We start from the raw sequence: 18,671 nt of genomic DNA, 5'->3' as shown, positions 1-18,671 counted from the left end.
CCCTCGTCCGCTCGGGTCAACCCCGGCGGACTTGCGTATCGACCCGCTGCGGCCCAATTACCGGCAATAACGGGGGCGAAAATGCGCATTTATCTGGTGGTGATCGACGACAGTCCGGAAGCGGGCATCGCGCTGCGCTTTGCCGCGCGGCGTGCGGTGAAGACCGGCGGCGGCGTCGAGATCCTCACCGTGATCCCGCCCCAGGAGTTCATCGCGTTCGGTGGCGTCCAGGCGACGATCGAGGAGGAGGCGCACCTTCACGCACAAGGGCTGGTCGCCGGCGCGGCGGGGACGTTGCTCGAGGAATCGGGTCTGCGTCCGTCGATCACGGTGCGCGAAGGCGAGGGGCCGAAGATCATCCGCGAGATGATCGAGGCAAACCCGGAGATCGCGGCGCTGGTGCTGGGCGCCGCGGCGACCGGCGCGCCGGGCGAACTGATCGCGCATTTCACCGGCGCCGATGCGGGCGCGCTGCCGGTGCCGGTGATGATCATCCCGGGCTCGCTGACGCGCGAGGCGATCGATCGGCTAAGCTGAGCGCCCGGGGCGGGCCGTTGGCGATAGCGGCCAGTGTCGTTGATGCCGCTAAGAAGATCGATCAGCCGACGGGTACGGCGACCTTCTGATCCAGCAACATTTCCACCTTGTCGATACCGGTCTGCGTCAGTTGTAGCGCATCGATGCCGGGAAGCGTCGGTTCGAAGAGTGCCTTGGACTGCAGCACGCGCAGCCAACGCACGATCGTGGTCTGCGATAGCGGGATATGGTTGGCGACCGTCGCGATCGATGCGATCCGGCCCTCGGCTTCGGCGACATAGGTCAGCAGCAGAATCGTCCAGGCGTGATCGGCGAACAGGTCCGCCCCAAGGATGTCGTCACGCGCGCGCATGATATCGAGGAGTTCCCGAGCGCGACGCCACAGTCGATAGGGTGCGGGGTCTTGATCGAGGATGTTGTCGATCGTCGACAAGGTTCCGACCAGATGGCCACCATCGGATCCCATCACCCGGGAAACCTGAACGTCCACCGCGATGATGTCTCCCCTGCCACCGATATAGCGTTTGCGGATTTTTGCGGATTGTCCGTTGGCCTGGAGTGCGGAGACCTTCGCCAAGTTTAGCGCAAGATCGTCGGGATGTGTGATCGACATATACGAAATACCGATAAGTTGATCTCGCTCGCGCTGCAGCAGTGTTGCGACGGGGCCGTCGATCGCCTGTATGACACCGTCACTGTTCGATACTGAATGCCCGATGATCATCGATCGCCCTCTCAAGACAATCATATGTTTAGCATAAATATGAAAAATTTATCATACTTCGATCAGTTTTCGACCAATTCGAGTTTTTGTAAGGTTCTGACATCAAAGCGGAGCTTGGTAAGCCTGCCGCTATCGCTGATCGACCGGTGCCTTACTATTGGCTTGAGCAGCGGTGCCGATCGCGGCACGGTCTGCCAATGTCGATATACGCTCTCCCGTCGCTGCTTGCCGCCGCTGCCGCTGCCGCTGCCGCCGCTGCCGCCGCTGCCGCTGCCCCGCTTCCTGCTCCAACGCCACTGCCCGCACCGTCTGTGAAACGGTTGCAGGCGGACGTCACGACGATGGTCGGTTTCGGTACCCGGCATACCGCGTCGACGACGACCGATCCGAGGCGGGGGATCGGCGCGGCTCGGACCTGGGCCGCAGAGCGATTCACGCAGATCGGCGCATCGTGTGGCGGATGTATCGTCGTCGACCGGATCGCCCGCTCGTTCACCGGGCCGCGTGCACCGGCCGGCGTCGTGGTCGAGGATGTGCTGGGGATCCAGAAGGGCCGCAACCCGAACCGCGTGGTGATCGTCGGCGCGCATATCGATAGCCGCGTGACCGACGTGATGAACGCCACCTCCGACGCGCCCGGCGCCAATGACAACGCGTCCGGCGTCGCGCTGGTGCTGGAGGCGGCACGGTTGCTGTCGCAACGGCAGTTCGACGCGACCATCGTCTACGCGGTGTTCTCAGGCGAGGAACAGGGCCTTTGGGGTGCCGAATTGCTCGCCGACACTGCCAAGGCGCGTGGCTGGTCGGTCTCGGCGATGCTGAACAACGATATCGTCGGCAACACCGTCGGGCAGGGCGGCGTCCGCGTTGCCGACAAGGTCCGGGTCTTTTCCGAAGGTATCCGCGCCTCGGAGGATCTGGCCGCGCAACAGGGGCGTCGTGCGGACGGCGGCGAGGATGATGGCCCCAGTCGGTCGCTGGCCAAGATGATCGACGGAGTCGCAGGCGATGTGCCGGGCGGGCTCGACGTGATGCTCGATCGCCGCCCGGACCGGTTCGGGCGCGGCGGCGATCACGAGCCATTTCTGAAACTCGGCTATCCCGCCGTGCGCTTCTCGGTCGCCGCCGAGAATTGGGACCGCCAGCACCAGGACCTCCGCACCGAAAAGGGCGTCGTCTACGGCGACACGATCGAGGGCATGGACTTTCCGTATCTGGCCAAGGTGACGGCGATCAACGTCGCGACCTTGGCTCGGATCGCGGCGGCACCCGCGGCTCCCGAAGACGTATCGATGGCCGGAGCATTGTCGCGCGACACGACGATCAAGTGGAACGCAGTGCCGGGCGCGGTGAAGTACAGGGTTCGCTGGCGTCGCAACGATGTCCAGGACTGGACCGATGTGCGCGAGGTGGCAGCGACCGGACCAAATCCGCAGACAATGCTGTCGCAGGTGCCGGTCGACGACAATTTCGTTGGCATCTCGGCGGTTTCGGCCGATGGCGCGGAAAGCCTGGTAAGTTTTGCGGGACGCGAACGCCGCCGCTGATCGCGTGTATCCAGCAGGTGGGCCTGGCGCACGCCGGGCCTGCTATCGTCCGCTAGCCAGGTAGCGATCAGGCGGCGACCGCGTCTTTCCAACCGCGGTTGGCGAGCGAGCGAGCGTCCTCGGCGGACATCGGCCGCCCGAAGTAGAACCCTTGCGCATTGCTACAGCCGAGATCGCGTAGGGCTCTGAGTTCGGCTTCGGTCTCGATACCCTCGGCCGTGGTGGCCATGCCGAGGCTCGTCGCAAGGGCGATCCCGGCGCGGACGATCGCCACGGCCTCGCGCACGCCGCAAGCCGCGTCGCGAACGAAATTGCGATCGATCTTGAGCGAGGAAAAGCGCGTGCGGCTGAGATAGCCGAGCGAGGAATGACCTGTGCCGAAATCGTCGAGGCTGAGGCGAACACCGAGTTCGGCCACACGATCGAGAATCTGCGTCGCACCAAGGCCTTCATGCATGAAGACGCCTTCGGTCACTTCGAGCTCGAGCCGTTCGGGTGATACGCCCGTGCTCGCGAGCGCCGACGCGATCGTGGTCACGAAACTCGGATTGCGGAGTTGGTCTGCAGACACGTTGACCGCGATCCGCATGTCCGAAGGCCAGAGCGCGGCTTCTTCGCAGGCGGTCCTGACTACCCAGGCGCCGATTGGACCGATCAGCCGGGTTTCCTCGGCAAGTGGAATGAACTTGGCCGGCGATACGCAGCCGAATTCGGCGCTGGTCCAGCGCAGCAACGCCTCGAAACCGCAGGGCAGCGCGCTGTCGGTCTCGACGATCGGCTGGTAGACCAGGTGCATCTCGCCCTTCTCGATGGCGTCGCGCAAAGCCATTTCGAGTATCCGCCGCTCTTCCGCCTGAACGTGGAGTTCCGGTTCGTACCGGCGGAACACGCCGCGTCCGGCGTCCTTGGCGCGATAGAGTGCGAGGTCGGCCGAACGGATCAGCATGTCGGCAGTGCGGCCGTCACGCGGACCTATCGCAAGGCCGATGCTGGCACCGATATGGAGTGTATGGGCGTCGATCTCATAGGGACGCGACAGCGAGGCGATGATCCGCTCGGCAAGCCGCTCGACCGCGGCGGCGTCGCTCGCGTCGCGGACCACCACCGCGAATTCGTCCCCGCCCAGGCGTCCGCAGGTCTCGTTGACGCCCATCAGCGCGTGGATCCGCTCCGACACACGGCCAAGCAGTCGATCGCCGATCGGGTGGCCAAGCGTATCGTTGACCGCTTTGAAGCGATCGAGATCGAGCATCATGAACGCGTAGCGCCCGCCCCATCGATCGGCATCCGCCATCGCCTTCACGAGCGTCTCATTCACCATCAGTCGATTCGGCAGGCCGGTCAGGGTGTCGAAGCGCGCCATCCGGTTGATCTTGTCCGCCGACGCACGCTGTTCGGTCACATCGGAGCCCACGCCGCGAAAGCCGTAGAACTCGCCGTGATCGTCGAAACGTGGCGACGCGGCCATGCTCCACCAGCGATCCTCCCCGCCAATCTGGACGGGAAGGCGCACATCGCGGAAGCTTTCCCGCCGTTTCAGCCGCTCAGCCAGAATGCGCAATGCAGTATCGAACTCGCCGGTTTCCCAGCTCGGGCCGGCCAGCAGCTGCAATAGCGGCAGGCCATTGATAGTGGCCGGATCAAGGCCGCACGCAAAGGCGAACCGCGGGCTGGCCTTGACGACGCGGCGGGTCGCGTCGGTTTCCCAGAGCCAGTCGGCGCCGGTGCCGTCGAACTCGCCGAGCAACAGACTGACCGTCTCGTTGCGATCGTCTAGAACGATCTCGCTCGCGCGGAGCATGATCAGCGCGCGCGCGCGATGGATGCACGCCACCATCAGCAACCCGGTGAACAGCAATAGGCCGAGCGCGGCGGCGAAACTGCTGGCGAAGGCGAGTTGGATGGCCATTGCCACACCAAGATAACCCAGGAATACGAGCGTCGCGGGTGCGAGCGGCGCCATCGCCAGGGCCGCCGCCGCCATCAGCACCGCAAGCGTGAGACCCAGCCCCGCGGTCGTCCCGGTCGGTGCATGCGTACAGAAGAAGACCGGCACCGCAGACCAGACGAGCGCAAGAACGAAGCCGTCCCAGATCGTGTGACGAAGCTGGCGCAGGCTCGCATAGCCGTCGCCGCGATGATCGGTGGCGAGCCGGCGAAACCCCACCCACACCGCCGCAGCGGCGACCAGCGCCGCCCACGCCGCGATCTGCCAATGCGGCACGACGCCTCGCAGCAGGAACGCGATCGCCAGCATCGCGACGATGTTGCTGGTGAGCAGGAACAGCGCCACGCGCCGCCCGGCGAACAATTGCGCCGCGCGGATCCGGCCCCAGACGACCGGATCGCCGCCTTCGCGGATCGCCAATAGCGTGGCGAGGTCGACGACGATGCGGCTCGACGCGGAAGGCGGGGTCTTGGTCACGCCAATGGCATACCCACGCGTTAGTTAGCGGAACGTATGCATCACACCAAACTGGATCTAATTGCTGTCGTTTTGGTCAAATCTAACCAGAACACGATCATTTTTAGCGCGGTCGGCCTGTCAGGCGGCAATATCATACGGTTTGATATCACCGCTGAGATACAGGTTGCGCGCCTTGGCACGGCTGAGCTTGCCCGACGACGTGCGCGGCAAAGTACGTGGCGGGATCAGTTCTATCAGGCAGTTCATGCCCGTCACCGAGCGGACGCGCTCGCGGATCTCGTCGCGCAGGCGCAGGCGTTCAGCCTCGTCCGAGCTGCGGCATTGCACCAGCACCGCGGGCGTTTCCTCGCCGCCGGGCGTCGTGATCGCGAATGCGGCGATGTCGCCGGCCTTGAAGCCGGGAAGCTGTTCCACCGCCCATTCGATATCCTGCGGCCAGTGGTTCTTGCCGTTGACGATGATCATGTCCTTGGCGCGGCCGACGATGTAGATGTAGCCGTCCGACATATAGCCCATGTCGCCGGTATCGAGCCAACCATCCGCCATGCACGCCTCGGTCGCGGCGTCGTCGCGGAAATAGCCGACCATCACCGACTTGCCGCTGCACCACACCTTGCCGATCGCGCGATCGGGGAGCGGCGTGCCGTCCTCCTCGCGGATCTCGATTTTCATGTCGCGGACCGGCTTGCCGCAGTTGACGATCGCGCGGTAGCGCTGAGGACGATCACCGCCGCGCGAGCCGCCGGAGAGCTGCGTTTCCTCGACCAGTTCGACGCGGATGCCTTCGCCCGGCGGCATCAACGACACCGCGAGCGTCGCCTCGGCGAGACCATAGCTCGGCAGGAACGCATTCGCCTTGAAGCCTGCATCGGCGAACGCGTCGACGAACGACTGCATCACGTCGGGACGGATCATGTCGGCGCCATTGCCCGCAACACGCCAGCGCGACAGGTCGAAGCGCTCGCTCGCCTTGGTCTGCGACGACATGCGGCGCGCGCAGATATCGTAGCCGAAGGTCGGCGAATAGCTGAGCGTCGTGCCTTCGTTGCGGCTGATGAGATCGAGCCAGGCGAGCGGGCGGCGCGCGAAATCCTCGGTCTTGAGATAGTCGGTCGAGACCTGGTTGGCGATCGGCGACAGGAAGCAACCGACCAGCCCCATGTCGTGATACCAGGGCAGCCAGGAAACGCAGCGATCGGTGTCGCAGACTTCCATGCCGTGGCTATGCGCGGCGAGGTTGTTGAGCAGCGCGGCGTGCGTGATGACAACGCCGTGCGGGAAGCGCGTCGAGCCGCTCGAATATTGCAGATAGGCGATGTCGTCGGGCTTGGCCTCGGGCAGCGTCGCGACCGGTGCCTCGCGCACGGCGAACTCGGACCAGTCGATCCCGACGGTACCCGACAGGCGCGCGGCCTCGCCGGCCATCTGCGCCAGTTCGGGCGGGAAGATCAGCATCTTCGGATCGCAGCTCGCAAGCTGGACGCGAAGCTGCTCGATGTACGAATCACGCCCGCCGAACGAGGTCGGCAGCGGCAGCGGCACGGGCCATGCGCCGGCATAGACGACGCCGAAGAACAGCGCGGCGAACTCGGGGCCGGTCTCGGCGACGAGCGCGATACGGTCGGCGGGGGCGACGCCGGCGGCGATCAGGCGATCGGCCATCGCGAGGGCATCGGTACGAAGTTGCGAATACGGGTAGGGCTGCGACAATGTCCCGCGTGCGTCGTGAAAATTAAGCCCGCGGTTACCGCTTGCCGCGTAATCGAGTGCTTCGCCCAACGTGCCGAAATCGGCGAAGCGGCGCGGCAGGGCGTCTTGGGTCGGCGTCGCAACGATCGTCGCTACGGTCGTGCCGCCCTTGTTGGCCGTGTCGGTCGTCATCGCAGTTCCTGCCTTGGTTGGTCGCGGTGCTCGCACACCACACCTATCTTCAGTCTAGCCGTTCAACTTCGGGTGCCAGTGTGGCACAATGATGGCGTGACCGATGATAGCCACAGCGAAAGCAACGCGTTTCCCTCGTCGCTGGATGCCGGCGACCGGGAAAACGACGCATTCGGCGATGGCGGCGGCACGAAGCGGCGTGGCGCCAAGAGCTGGGGCAAAGGCGGGAAAGGCGGCAGCAAGGAGCGATCCCGCGAGCGTCCCGCGCCGAAACCGCTCGATGCGGCGGCGCTCGAACAGATGGCGCTGCGCTATGTCGAGCGATTCGCGACGACGCGGGGGCGGCTCACCGATTACCTGATGCGGAAAATCCGCGAGCGCGGTTGGGACGGGGGCGACGGTGCGGCACTTGCGGAGCCTGGCGACCTTGCACAGCGGATGGCCGATCTCGGCTATGTCGATGACCGCGCCTTCGCCGAACAACGGGCTGCTGCGATGCAGCGTCGTGGCTTGGGAGCACGGCGGGTTGCGGGCGCATTCCGCGAGGCCGGCATCGACGAAGGCGACGCGGAGTCGGTGGCGCCGGCGATCGCGGACCGCGCAGTCGAATCGGCATTGGCTTATGCACGGCGCAAACGAATCGGACCGTATGGCAGCGGCGAGGGCGACCGGAAGCTGCACGAAAAGCAGCTCGCGGGTATGCTACGCGCGGGGCACAGGTTCGATCTCGCACGCAAAATTGTTGCTGCACCGCCGTCCGACACCCCCGAGTTGCTCGATTTCGAGTGAACACCACAACGGATTCATTGCGGCTGCGACGAACCGTGCTAGCAAGGCGCTCAGGGGTGTAACAATGCGTAACGACACGCAGCAGGTGCTGACATGCCGGTAGAAATGGGGCCAGTGGAGGCGGGAACGACGACGCTTGCGGGCGGTGGGCTCGCGACCGGTGGTCTTGTGGGCGGCGGCCTCGTGGGGGGCGGGGAGCGCGTGAGTGCCGTGATCGTCGGCGGTGTCGTGCCGGAGGCCCGTGCCATCGGCGGGGTCATCAAATGGTTCGACGTGACTCGCGGCTTCGGGTTCGCGGTCGCGGACGACGAGACCGTCGGCGATATTCTGGTGCATTTCTCCGTCCTGCAACCGCATGGCCGCCGCAGCCTTCCCGAAGGCGCGCGAGTCGAGACATTGTCGGTGCAACGCGGACGCGGGTTCCAGGCGCGCGAAATCGTCTCGATCGACATGACCAACGCGGTCGAGGAGTCGGTCCGTGCGCCGTCGTCACCCGACCGGATCGATCCGATCGCGATGATCGACGCCGCCGGACCGTTTGAAGCGGCCTCCGTCAAATGGTTCAACCGTTTGAAGGGCTATGGTTTTCTGATACGCGGCGCCGATGGCAGCGATATCTTCGTGCATATGGAAACGCTGCGCCGCGCGGGAATCGAATCGGTCGAACCCGATCAACCGCTGCGCGCGCGCGTCGTCGACGGGCGCAAGGGGCCGCTGGCCGTTGCGGTCGAAAAGGATCTGGGATGAGTTTCGTTGCCAAGGCCGCGTTGGCGGCGGTGCTGACGCTGGGCGCCGGCGCCGGGGGTGTCGCGTATATGAATAGTGGCGCTGATACCGAGGTGACCAAGGACGGCACGCTCGCGCTCACGATCAAGAGCACGAACGGGACGCATGCGTTCACGGTCGAGAGCGCGAAGACGCTCGACGCGCAGGCGCGGGGGCTGATGTTCCGTACCGACCTGAAGCCCAACGGCGGCATGCTGTTCTGGCCCTATCCGCCGGCCGGTGGCGCGCCTGTGGTCGCGAACTTCTGGATGAAGAATACGCCGAGTTCGCTGGATATCATCTACATCCGCGCCGACGGCACGATCGCGCGGATCGCCGAGAATACGGTGCCGTTCTCGGAAACGCCGATTCCGTCGGGAGAGCCGGTCGGGGCGGTGCTGGAATTGATGGGCGGCCGGGCTGCGGAACTGGGGATCGCCGAGGGGGATCTGGTGACGTGGGACAAGGCGAAGTAGGCGCGCATTGTGTGTCGTACGTGCCCTAACAATCTCGTCTCACCACGCGATATCGTCGAAGCAATTACACCGCCCCGGCGAAGGCCGGGGTCCAGTTGGGGGACGTCGCCAACTGACGATACGCTCCGTTACCGCAACCTTTCCACCTGGGCCCCGGCCTCCGCCGGGGTGGCGGCCTTGCTTGAAGCGTCCTGTAAAAGTTGCGGGTCCAAGTAAAAGAGACTGTTTCCCCGCGAAGGCGGGGACCCAGACTGGGCTCCCGCCTTCGCGGGAGAACAAGAAGTGGAAACCGCTGTCGGCAAGGCGGCTGATCACAATGGTGAACCTCCATCATCCTCCTGGCAGGGGGGGGGCGGGTCGTCGCGACGCCTTCTCTCAACGATCGAGGTTGAAGCCCGCCCCCACTCGGGTTAAGCGCCCGTCATGGGCTTTCTCGCATCGACATTCACGTGGTGGAACGGCGCCACCCTCGGCACCAAATTCGGCCTGCGCAGCATGGCGAAGATGGGTGAGGACGCGCTTGGCAACGTCTATTACCAGGGCGGCAAGGACACCGCGGGCAACCCGCGTCGCTGGGTGATCTATCAGGGCGCGACCGACGCGAGCCGCGTGCCGCCGGCGTGGTTCAGCTGGCTGCATCACCAGGTCGACGATGTGCCCGATCGCGCGCTGCCGCCGATCCGCGCCTGGCAGAAGCCGGCCGTGCCGAACATGACCGGCACCGCGCTTGCCTATCGGCCATCGGGTGCGCTTGAAAAGGGCGGCAAGCGTGCCGCCGCGACGGGCGATTACGAAGCCTGGACGCCCGAAGGGTGATCATGCGCTGGCTCGCCGCGGCCGTGTTGGTCGTGGCGTTGGCGGTGGGCGGCTGGTTCGGATACCGCGCGCTAACCAAGCCTGCGACCCCTGTTGTCGCGGTCCAGCAGGACCTGCCCGGCCCCGATGATGCCGGCAATTCCTCGATCGAGACTATCGATACCGGCGCCGCCGCGATCGCCAATGGCGGCACGCCGATGGCGCAGCGGGTCGCGGTGCTCGGCCTGCTCAACAAGCGTAACGGCGAAACCCGCGAAGTGACGCTGAGGCCCGGGCAGGCGACTCGGATGGGCGATGTCGTGCTGCGGCTCCGCGCGTGCGAGCAGACCGCGCCGTGGGAGCAGGAGCAGCTGACCGGCGCGTTCGTCCAGGTACTAGTGCGCGGCGTCGACGCACATTGGCGTAGGACGTTCTCGGGTTGGCTGTACAAGGAACGCCCCGCGCTGAACGCGGTGCAGCATCCGATCTACGACGTCTGGACCAAGAGCTGTGCGATGACCTTCCCGGCGACCGGCCCCGATACCGCGCCGCCTGCCGAAGCCTTGCCCGCCAAGCGATCGAGCGCGCGGAAATCGCCCGCAGCCGCCGAGACCCCGGCGGCGGACGACGGCTTGAGCGCACCGTCGAGCGCCACGCCCAGCAACGCCACGTAATCCGCGCGGTCGATCTCGATCGCGCCGAGCGAGGCGAGATGCGAGGTCTGGAACTGGCAATCGAGCAGCGTGAACCCGCCCGCGCGTAACCGGGCGACGAGGTGTGCGAGCGCGACTTTCGACGCGTCGGTCGCGCGGCTGACCATGCTTTCGCCGAAGAATGCGCGACCGAGCGACAGGCCGTAGAGCCCACCGACCAGCTTGCCGCCGTCCCAGCATTCGACCGAATGCGCGAACCCCATCGCGTGCAGCGTCTGGAAGACGCGTTCGATGCCGTCGTTGATCCACGTCTCGGGACGGCCCTCGACGCTCTCGGCGCACAGTTGCACGACGCGCTCGAAGGCGGTGTCGACGGTGACCTGGAAACGGTCGGCGACGATCGTTTTCTTAAGCGAGCGCGAGAGCTGGAAGCCGTCGAGCGGGAGGACGGCGCGGCGGCGGGGCTCGACCCAGTAGACGCTGGCGGCGTCGCGGCTGTCCGCCATCGGGAATACGCCGACCGAATAGGCGCCGAGGACGAGCTGTGGGTCTAAAACGTCGCTCATGCGCTCAGCCGGTGTTCGATCCGGCGCCAGAGATCCGCAAACGCCTGCGCCGCGGCCGACTTCGGGGCGAAGACGCCGACCGGCGCACGTTTGACCGCCATCGACTCGATCCCGCTCGCCATCGGGATGACCGGCCAGTCGGAATGGCGGTCGAGCGCCTCGGCATGCAGTGCGCGGCGCTTGTCGACCATGACGTGGACCGGGAGCAACGCCGTCCGGCCGCCGAGATGGTCGACCACCGCCTCATAGGCGCGGGTCGAGAGCGGGGACGGGATCACCGGGATGACGATCAGGTCGGCGGCGCGCATCACCTGGTCCGCGGTCTCGGTCAGGCCGGGCGGGCAGTCGAGGATCACGCGGTCATAGGTCTTCAGGTCGGCGAGCAACTTCGCGAGCCGCTTCTTCTTGTCGAGATCGTGGAACAACTGGTCGAGCCCGCGTAGCGACGCGTCCGCGGCGATCAGGTCGAGGTGGCGGTAGGCGGTCGGCCGCGCCTGTTTGGCGACCGGCACGTCCTTCGAGAACATCGCCTGCGCCTGATCGACTTTGCCCGCACCGCCGAGCACCCAGGTCGAGGCGGCCTGCGGGTCGAGGTCCCACAGCAGCGTGCGGCGTGCGGACAAGGTCGCGGCGCACCACGCCAGGTTCACCGAAAGCGTCGTCTTCCCGACGCCACCCTTGAGGCTGTAGATCGCAACTGTTGCCATCGTGGCAGCGTGCCGGTCCGCGGCGACGAGGGCAAGAGTGCGCGGCACAAAGAAAAACGGCCGGCGGATGATCCGCCGGCCGTTTCAGAACGAACAAACGCCAAAGACTTACGCGTGGCAGATCTGAGCCGACTTGCCCGGCGCGGTCAGCGTGACGTTGGTCTCGGTGCCGGTCATCGACCAGCCGCCCTCGGCGGTCTTCGGCGCACCGGCGACATCCGACTTCAGCGTCGTCGGGGTGCCGTCCTTCTTGGTGCGCACCACCGCCTGCTTGTCGCCCTGGAAGAACGTCACGTAGAGCAGGCTGTTGTCCTTGCAGCGCAGCGTCGCCTCGGACTTGATCGCTGGCGGCAGCTCGACCGGTGCGGCGTTGGCGAGCGTGTTGGCCATCGGATCGGGATTGCTGTCCAGCACCTCGGGCGTAGCGGGCTTGGAGTTGCAGGCGGCCAGCACGAGCAGCGCGGCGACGGCGGAGAGGGGAAGGATTTTCATAGCGGAACCTCGCTTCGCGCATGCAGCATGGAGCGTCAAGGCTTATGGCCTTTCGTTCGCCCAGACGTTCGCCGCGCCGATTTTGCCTGACGACGAGCCGTGGCGTTTTCGCGACGGCGGCGTCACCGGATATGGGGCGGCACGAAATCCGGCGTGTCGCCAAGCGAATCGATCCGGTCGTCGAGCACCGCGATCGGCGTCATCAGATGCGCGGCAATCAACGTCTCGCCAAGTCCGTCGAGGAGGCGCAGCGCTTCGTCGAGAAGCGCGCGGACGTTCAAATACGGTTCCACGATGCTTTGCCTCCGCCCAGAGATGAGTCGTCGATGTAACATAGATCAAGCGGGAGACCTAAATTCGGCGGTCGATGGGTTCATGCGGTTGGCGGTTTGATACGACAAAGTTTCGCTCGCTTGCCCGGTGTCGCTGGGGGCGCCACATATGCTCCATGCAAACGACACCCGACACACTCGCCCTTATCGGCAACACCCCGCTCGTCCGGCTGAAGGGACCCAGCGACGCCACCGGCTGCGACATCTTCGGCAAGTGCGAATACGCCAATCCCGGCGCGTCGGTGAAGGATCGCGCGGCGCTGTTCATCGTCGAGGACGCCGAGCAGCGCGGCTTGCTCCAGCCCGGCGGCACGATCGTCGAGGGGACGGCGGGCAATACCGGGATCGGCCTCGCGCTGGTCGCCAATGCGAAGGGCTACAAGACGATCATCGTCATGCCCGAGACGCAGAGCCGCGAGAAGATGGACACGTTGCGCGCGTTGAACGCCGAACTCGTGCTGGTCCCGGCCGCGGCCTTCTCCTCGCCGTGCCATTTCGTCCACACCTCGCGGCGGATCGCCGAGGAGACGCCGGGTGCGGTGTGGGCGAACCAGTTCGACAACACCGCCAATCGCCGCGCGCATATCGTCGGCACCGCGGAGGAAATCTGGGCACAGATGGAGGGCCGGGTCGACGGCTTCACCTGCGCCGCAGGAACCGGCGGGACGATCGCCGGGGTCGGGCTCGGGTTGAAGGCGAAGGACGAGAATGTCTGCATTGCGCTGACCGACCCGCACGGCGCGGCGCTCTATAACTATTATGCGCACGGCGAACTGAAGTCCGAGGGATCGTCGGTCGCCGAAGGAATCGGGCAGGGGCGTATCACCGCCAATCTCGAGGGCGCGCCGATCGACACGCAGTTCCGGATTTCGGATCAGGAGGGCTATGCCTGGGTCCGCCGTCTGCTCGACGAGGAGGGGCTGTGCCTCGGGCTGTCGTCGGGGATCAACGTCGCGGGCGCGGTGGCGCTGGCGCGGCATCTGGGACCAGGCAAGCGGATCGCGACGATTCTGTGCGACACCGGATTCCGCTACCTGTCGACCTTGTACGACCCGGCGTGGCGTGAAGCGAAGGGGCTCGGATGAGCGACGGCACGCGCGGGAATCGACAGCGGCGCGGTGGTCGGGTATCCTGGCGCGGCAAGATGAAGCTAAACCATGAACCCTCGCAGAGCATGCAGCGCATCAAGGTCGGGATGATCGGCCTCGCCGCGGTCGTGCTGTTGATCGGCCTTGCGAGTGCGATCATCGGATCGGCCAGTCGCGAGCGTCCGGTCGCGACCGCCGGGACGGCGCAAGCGGACGTGGTCGCCAACATGGCGGTCTCGAACGTGATCGACACGAAGAGCGCGGGGGAGCCACTGGCCGAGATGGGCGTGGCCCCGAGCGCGAACGCACAGGCGCCTGCGCCATAGGGTTTGGCCTTGGTTTTGTGACCGCAACTTCGGTTTGACGGGCTTCGCGATCGATTTGGCCCGTCGCCTCGACCTGGCTCGGCTCGTCACCTCGACCTAGCTCGTCACCCCAGCGAAAGCTGGGGTCTCCCGTGGGGCAGATGACGCACGCCTTACGATGAGACCCCAGCTTTCGCTGGGGTGACGGGTGGTTGGGTGACGGATGGATGGGTGAGGCCATGGCTGGGTGAGACCTGGCTAAGTAAGTGATGGCCAGGTGACGTCGCAGCCCGGCTCGTCACCTAGGCCTAGCTCGTTACCCCAGCGAAAGCTGGGGTCTCCCGCGGGGCAGATGACGCACGCCTTGCGAGGAGACCCCAGCTTTCGCTGGGGTGACGGATTTTTGGGTGATGGTGGCTGGGTGAGGGCGGGCCTGGGTGGCGGGATACGCTGGCTTGCACGCACAGATATAGCCCTATCCCCGAAAATCCCCCGCTCAGATCGCCACCACCACGCCGATGGAATCCGATCTGCGCAGAATTCCCTCCAAAGCGACGCGCGAAACTCGTCGCAAATCCCTACAATCCCCAAAAATCCCGTTGCGTCCCCGAAGCGCTATGGTAGATGGAGGTTAATACAGGGGCATTTTCATCGTTCGCTGAAAACGCGGTCGAAAGGTAGCGATGGCTGTCTTTCGAAGCGGTGAAGCGTGCGCGCCAGTTCGAAGGGTTTTGGCGTGTCGGTACGGGGTCGCTATCAAGGAGACGGTATCGGCCTTGTCGACGACAAGGGCCGGGTAGCCATCCCCTCGGCACTCCGCACGATGCTCTCGGCAAATGCACCAAAGGCGAACGGCAAGGACGGCGGGACCATCATCATCGGCGCGCATCAGAAGAATCGCTGCCTGGTCGCGTATGATCCCGGTTACGTCGACATTCTCGCCGAGCGCCTCGATCGCCGCGAATCCGAGAACACGTCCGAGAACGGCGAGTACGACTACAACATCAAGCGCGCCGCCGCGTCCGGCGAAGCGGTGCCGTTCGACGGCTCCGGGCGCTTCATCATGCCCGCGTTCCCGCGCTTCTATGCGGGCATCAAGGGGCATGCGTTCTTCTACGGCGTGCTCGATTACATCGAGATCTGGGACCCCGCGACGCTGATCGCCACCGACGGAATGCCCCCCGTCGTCAAGGAGATGGCGCGCTTCTACATGGCCGAAAAGGGGGTTCAGTTATGAGCTCGCCTGACGCTCCGCATATCCCCGTCCTGCTCGACGAAGTCCTGGCCGCGCTTTCCCCGGAGCCCGGCGAGACGATGGTCGACGGCACGTTCGGTGCGGGCGGCTACACGCTGGCGTTGCTCAAGTCGGGCGCGCGGATCGTCGCGTTCGATCGCGATCCAGACGCGATCGCCAATGGTCGCGCGATGGAAGAAGCCGAAGAAGGTCTTACGCTGATCGCTGCGGATTTTTCGGCGATGGCGTCCGAACTCGAATCGCGTGGCCTCGCGCCGGTGGACGGCGTCACGCTCGATATCGGCGTGTCGTCGATGCAGCTCGACCAGGCCAAGCGCGGCTTCTCGTTCCAGTCGGACGGCCCGCTCGACATGCGGATGGCGCAGGCCGGCATGTCGGCGGCGGATTTCGTCAACGAGGCGGACGAGAACGAGATCGCCGACGTGCTGTATCAATATGGCGACGAGCCCAAGTCGCGGCGTGTCGCGCGCGCGATCGTCGCGGCGCGCCCGCTGACGCGGACCGGCGAGCTGGCGCACATCGTCCGCCGCGCGCTCGGCTACAAGGCGCACGACAAGAAGGACCCCGCGACGCGCGCGTTCCAGGCGATCCGGATCCACGTGAACCGTGAACTGGGCGAGCTGGCCGACGGATTGCTCGCGGCAGAACGCGTGCTGAAGCCCGGTGGTCGGCTTGCGATCGTGACGTTCCACAGCCTCGAGGACCGGATGGTGAAGCGCTTCCTGCGCACCCGTTCCGGTGGCTCGCCTTCAGGTTCTCGTCATCTTCCGCAGGTGAAAGCCGTTGCGGAACCTAGTTTTTCTCATGTCGGCCGCGGTGTCCGCGCCGGCGAGTCCGAGGTCGCACGCAACCCGCGCGCGCGCTCGGCGACATTACGGACGGCGCGGCGGACCTCCGCGCAACCCTGGACGGAAGAGGTGACGACATGACGGCGGCGTATCGGATGAAGGGTGTGGGCTGGTTCGGGGGCTGCGTGGCCGTCGTGCTCGGTTTCTACCTTGTGTCGCTGCAGGTCGCCGCCGAGCGCAAGAAGCTGGAGGCGGTCAATGGTCAGATCCGCTCCGCGCAGCGCGATATCCGCGCGCTAGAAACCGAGTTCGACACGCGGGGCAATCTGGCCCAGCTCGAGCGCTGGAACGGCGACACGCTGGCGCTGTCGGCACCGACCGCGGGCCAGTTCGTCGTGAGCGAGGCCGCGCTCGCGGCGCTAGACGTCAACAGCCTGCGCGCGGACGGGATCCAGACCGCCGCGCTGCTCGTGCCGTCGGGGGCGGGGTCGGTCGTCTCCACGTCGATCGTCCCGGTTACCGCTGCTCCTGCCGTGGTGAAGCTTGCTCCGGTGCAGATGGCGCAGGTTAGCGCACCGCGCGCGATGAACGTCGCGATCCAGGCTGCGTCGAAGACTGCGCTGAAGCCGGTCGTGATCCGCGCGTCGGTGTCGACGCCGCGCTCCGCCGAGGCCGCACTCGTCCGCGCTGCCAAGACCGAACGCCTCGCAGCAGTGGCCAAGGTCCGGCCGCAGGCAGTGGCGATGCTCGACCGGAAGCTGCTGTCCGACACGACGCTGGGTGACATCATGAGCGGCGCCCGCTCCGAGAGCCGTAAGCGGCGGTGACCGCCTTGGTCGCCCGGCCCGTCTCGCAGCAACGTAGCGCCAACCAGCGTCATGCACTGGTGGCGACGGCGCACACGCGCCTGATGATGCTGATGTTCCTGTTCGGAGCAGCGGTGCTGGTGGTGGTCGGGCGGCTCGGGATGCTGGCGGTGCAGGCGTCGCTCGCCGATCCGCAGGCGCGCTCGGCGGCGATCGCGGCGCGGGGCGACATCGTCGATCGTAACGGCGCGCCGCTCGCGCGGACGATCGATGCGTGGACGATCGCGGTGCACCCGAAAAAGCTGATCGGCGATCCGACCGAGATCGCCAGCAAGCTAGCCGCGCTGATGCCCGAGGCGGGCGACCAGGCGCATTACTATGCGCTGCTGACGTCGGGCAAGAGCTTCATCTATCTCCAGCGGCGCGCGTCGCCGGCGCTGGTCGAGCAGGTCAATGCGATTGGCGAGCCGGCGATCGTGTTCGACCGCGATACGCAGCGACTGTACCCGCAATCGACGATGGCGGCGCATGCGCTGGGCTTTCTGTCGACGGCGGGCCACGGCATGAGCGGGATGGAGCGCGTGCTCGACGAGCGGCTGACCAATCCTGCGCTGAACGGCACGCCGGTTGCGCTGTCGCTCGACAACCGCGTCCAGGCGGCGATGGAGAGCGAACTCGGCCGCGCGATGACCACGTTCTCCGCGCGAGGGGCTGGCGGTATCGTCCTCGATGTGGCGACCGGCGAGGTGATCGCGATGGTCTCGCTGCCGACCTTCAACCCCAATCGCGTCGGCATGTCGGGCAGCGAACAGCTCCGCAACATCACGACGCAGAGCGTGTTCGAGCTTGGCTCGACGTTCAAGCCGATCACGATGGCGACCGCGATGGACACGGGTGTCGTCACATCGTTCGCGCGGCGCTTCGACGCGACGCACCCGCTCCAGGTCGGGCGCTTCACGATCCATGACGAGCGCGGCGATCCGAAGCGGTGGCTCAATATGGCCGAGACGCTGATCTACTCGTCGAACATCGCCACCGCACGTGTGGCCGACGAGGTCGGGCCCGCGAAGATGCAGGCGATGTTCAAGAAGCTCGGCTTCGATACCAAGCCCGATATCGAACTGCGCGAGAAGGGCCGTCCGTTGTGGCCGAAATACTGGGCGCGCACGACGACGATGACCACCGCCTACGGGCACGGTATCGCGGTGACCCCGCTGCATCTGGCGAGCGCGTATGCGGCTTTGGTCAATGGCGGGATCTGGCGGCCGGCGACGTTGTTGAAGGTCGCGCCGGGGCATGCGGTTGCCGGTCGTCGCGTCATCAGCGAGCAGACGAGTGCGCGGATGCGGCAGATGCTGCGGCTGATCGTGCAGCGCGGGACGGGTCGCAAGGGCGATGCACCGGGCTACCGCGTCGGTGGCAAGACCGGGACGGCCGAGGCGGCCGTGTCGGGCGGCTACGATCATTCGCGCAACGTCGCGACCTTTGCCGCGGCGTTCCCGATGGACGCGCCGCGCTATGTCGTGCTGGCGATGCTCGATTCGCCGCTCGGCACGAAGGAAACCGCCGGGTGGAAGACCGCGGCGTGGAATACCGCGCCGGTAGTCGGCCGCACGATCTCGCGCGTCGGTGCGATCCTGGGCGTGGTGCCCGACGCGCACCGCGACATCGACGAGTCTGACATCCTGCCGACTTTGTGGCAGGACCCGTCGCGTACACAGCCGACCGGGCAATGAG

General features: G+C 66.0%; 19 protein-coding genes and 1 pseudogene. 13 read left to right on the top strand and 7 right to left on the bottom strand.

Translation table 11 applies throughout. From position 1 onward, the window contains the following. Positions 1-81: 81 nt before the first annotated feature. Positions 82-537 (top strand): universal stress protein, encoded by a 456-nt coding sequence (locus C8J46_RS10995; RefSeq protein WP_132738806.1) that lies wholly within the window; start codon positions 82-84, stop codon positions 535-537. Positions 538-598: 61 nt separating this feature from the next. Here C8J46_RS10995 and C8J46_RS10990 read toward each other — a convergent pair whose 3' ends face one another. Continuing rightward, the gene (locus C8J46_RS10990; RefSeq protein WP_347812381.1) at positions 599-1,261 is read right to left on the bottom strand and encodes a PAS domain-containing protein; all 663 of its coding nucleotides are present in this window, start codon (positions 1,259-1,261) and stop codon (positions 599-601) included. A gap of 197 nt (positions 1,262-1,458) precedes the next feature. Between C8J46_RS10990 and C8J46_RS10985 the strand changes: the two genes are divergently transcribed. Beyond that, positions 1,459-2,808 carry a M20/M25/M40 family metallo-hydrolase gene (locus C8J46_RS10985; protein ID WP_132738802.1) on the top strand — a complete coding sequence of 450 codons (1,350 nt, stop codon included), beginning with the start codon at positions 1,459-1,461 and terminating at the stop codon, positions 2,806-2,808. Between the two features lie 67 nt (positions 2,809-2,875). On the opposite strand, the gene C8J46_RS10980 is transcribed toward C8J46_RS10985, so the two are convergent. Continuing rightward, on the bottom strand, positions 2,876-5,233 hold the full coding sequence (locus tag C8J46_RS10980) for an EAL domain-containing protein (protein WP_132738800.1): 2,358 nt from the start codon (positions 5,231-5,233) through the stop codon (positions 2,876-2,878). 120 nt (positions 5,234-5,353) lie between these two features. Continuing rightward, a complete protein-coding gene (locus C8J46_RS10975) occupies positions 5,354-7,117 on the bottom strand; it encodes a fatty acyl-AMP ligase (protein ID WP_132738798.1) in 1,764 nt (587 codons plus the stop codon). Positions 7,118-7,213: 96 nt separating this feature from the next. On the opposite strand from C8J46_RS10975, the gene C8J46_RS10970 reads away from it, so the two are divergent. The 5 genes and pseudogenes from C8J46_RS10970 to C8J46_RS10950 form a co-directional block, all read left to right on the top strand. Further along, positions 7,214-7,906: a RecX family transcriptional regulator gene (locus tag C8J46_RS10970; protein WP_347812380.1), complete on the top strand. Its 693-nt coding sequence runs from the start codon at positions 7,214-7,216 to the stop codon at positions 7,904-7,906. Between the two features lie 93 nt (positions 7,907-7,999). Beyond that, positions 8,000-8,653, top strand: a complete 654-nt coding sequence (locus C8J46_RS10965; protein ID WP_243643329.1) for a cold shock protein — start codon at positions 8,000-8,002, stop codon at positions 8,651-8,653. A gap of 68 nt (positions 8,654-8,721) precedes the next feature. Next, the gene (locus C8J46_RS10960) at positions 8,722-9,147 is read left to right on the top strand and encodes a DUF192 domain-containing protein (RefSeq protein ID WP_243643358.1); all 426 of its coding nucleotides are present in this window, start codon (positions 8,722-8,724) and stop codon (positions 9,145-9,147) included. A gap of 423 nt (positions 9,148-9,570) precedes the next feature. Further along, on the top strand, positions 9,571-9,963 hold the full coding sequence (locus tag C8J46_RS10955) for an NADH:ubiquinone oxidoreductase subunit NDUFA12 (RefSeq protein WP_132738795.1): 393 nt from the start codon (positions 9,571-9,573) through the stop codon (positions 9,961-9,963). Between the two features lie 2 nt (positions 9,964-9,965). After that, a pseudogene (locus C8J46_RS10950) lies at positions 9,966-10,541 on the top strand (DUF2155 domain-containing protein); the annotation flags it as partial. Here C8J46_RS10950 and aat read toward each other — a convergent pair. From aat to C8J46_RS20830, 4 genes are all read right to left on the bottom strand, one after another. Continuing rightward, positions 10,430-11,161 (bottom strand): leucyl/phenylalanyl-tRNA--protein transferase, encoded by a 732-nt coding sequence (gene aat, locus C8J46_RS10945; protein ID WP_132738794.1) that lies wholly within the window; start codon positions 11,159-11,161, stop codon positions 10,430-10,432. The pseudogene C8J46_RS10950 and the gene aat overlap by 112 nt on opposite strands. Then, positions 11,158-11,868, bottom strand: coding sequence for a ParA family protein (locus C8J46_RS10940; protein WP_132738793.1), 711 nt, complete (start codon positions 11,866-11,868; stop codon positions 11,158-11,160). Before C8J46_RS10940 ends, aat begins: the two co-directional genes overlap by 4 nt. A 108-nt stretch (positions 11,869-11,976) precedes the next feature. Beyond that, entirely contained in the window at positions 11,977-12,360 is a 384-nt protein-coding gene (locus C8J46_RS10935; protein WP_132738792.1) for a hypothetical protein, read from the bottom strand. Between the two features lie 122 nt (positions 12,361-12,482). Next, the gene (locus C8J46_RS20830) at positions 12,483-12,653 is read right to left on the bottom strand and encodes a hypothetical protein (RefSeq protein WP_165886524.1); all 171 of its coding nucleotides are present in this window, start codon (positions 12,651-12,653) and stop codon (positions 12,483-12,485) included. Positions 12,654-12,808: 155 nt separating this feature from the next. Here C8J46_RS20830 and C8J46_RS10930 point away from each other — a divergent pair, with 155 nt between their 5' ends. From C8J46_RS10930 to C8J46_RS10905, 6 genes are all read left to right on the top strand, one after another. Beyond that, a complete protein-coding gene (locus tag C8J46_RS10930; protein WP_132738790.1) occupies positions 12,809-13,777 on the top strand; it encodes a cysteine synthase A in 969 nt (322 codons plus the stop codon). A gap of 89 nt (positions 13,778-13,866) precedes the next feature. Next, positions 13,867-14,106: a hypothetical protein gene (locus C8J46_RS10925; RefSeq protein ID WP_132739559.1), complete on the top strand. Its 240-nt coding sequence runs from the start codon at positions 13,867-13,869 to the stop codon at positions 14,104-14,106. A 688-nt stretch (positions 14,107-14,794) separates the two neighbouring features. Next, a complete protein-coding gene (locus tag C8J46_RS10920) occupies positions 14,795-15,322 on the top strand; it encodes a division/cell wall cluster transcriptional repressor MraZ (RefSeq protein ID WP_243643328.1) in 528 nt (175 codons plus the stop codon). After that, positions 15,319-16,269, top strand: a complete 951-nt coding sequence (gene rsmH / locus C8J46_RS10915) for a 16S rRNA (cytosine(1402)-N(4))-methyltransferase RsmH (RefSeq protein WP_132738788.1) — start codon at positions 15,319-15,321, stop codon at positions 16,267-16,269. Before C8J46_RS10920 ends, rsmH begins: the two co-directional genes overlap by 4 nt. Then, positions 16,266-16,955 carry a hypothetical protein gene (locus C8J46_RS10910; RefSeq protein ID WP_132738785.1) on the top strand — a complete coding sequence of 230 codons (690 nt, stop codon included), beginning with the start codon at positions 16,266-16,268 and terminating at the stop codon, positions 16,953-16,955. The genes rsmH and C8J46_RS10910 overlap by 4 nt, the downstream gene beginning before the upstream one ends. Beyond that, positions 16,952-18,670, top strand: a complete 1,719-nt coding sequence (locus C8J46_RS10905; protein ID WP_060526690.1) for a penicillin-binding protein 2 — start codon at positions 16,952-16,954, stop codon at positions 18,668-18,670. The genes C8J46_RS10910 and C8J46_RS10905 overlap by 4 nt, the downstream gene beginning before the upstream one ends. Position 18,671: the final 1 nt, after the last annotated feature.

Source organism: Sphingomonas sp. PP-F2F-A104-K0414 (genome assembly GCF_004340945.1).
GTDB lineage: Bacteria > Pseudomonadota > Alphaproteobacteria > Sphingomonadales > Sphingomonadaceae > Sphingomonas.
The sequence above is the reverse complement of the archived record's forward strand: the minus strand, read 5'-3'. Positions and strand labels throughout refer to the sequence as shown.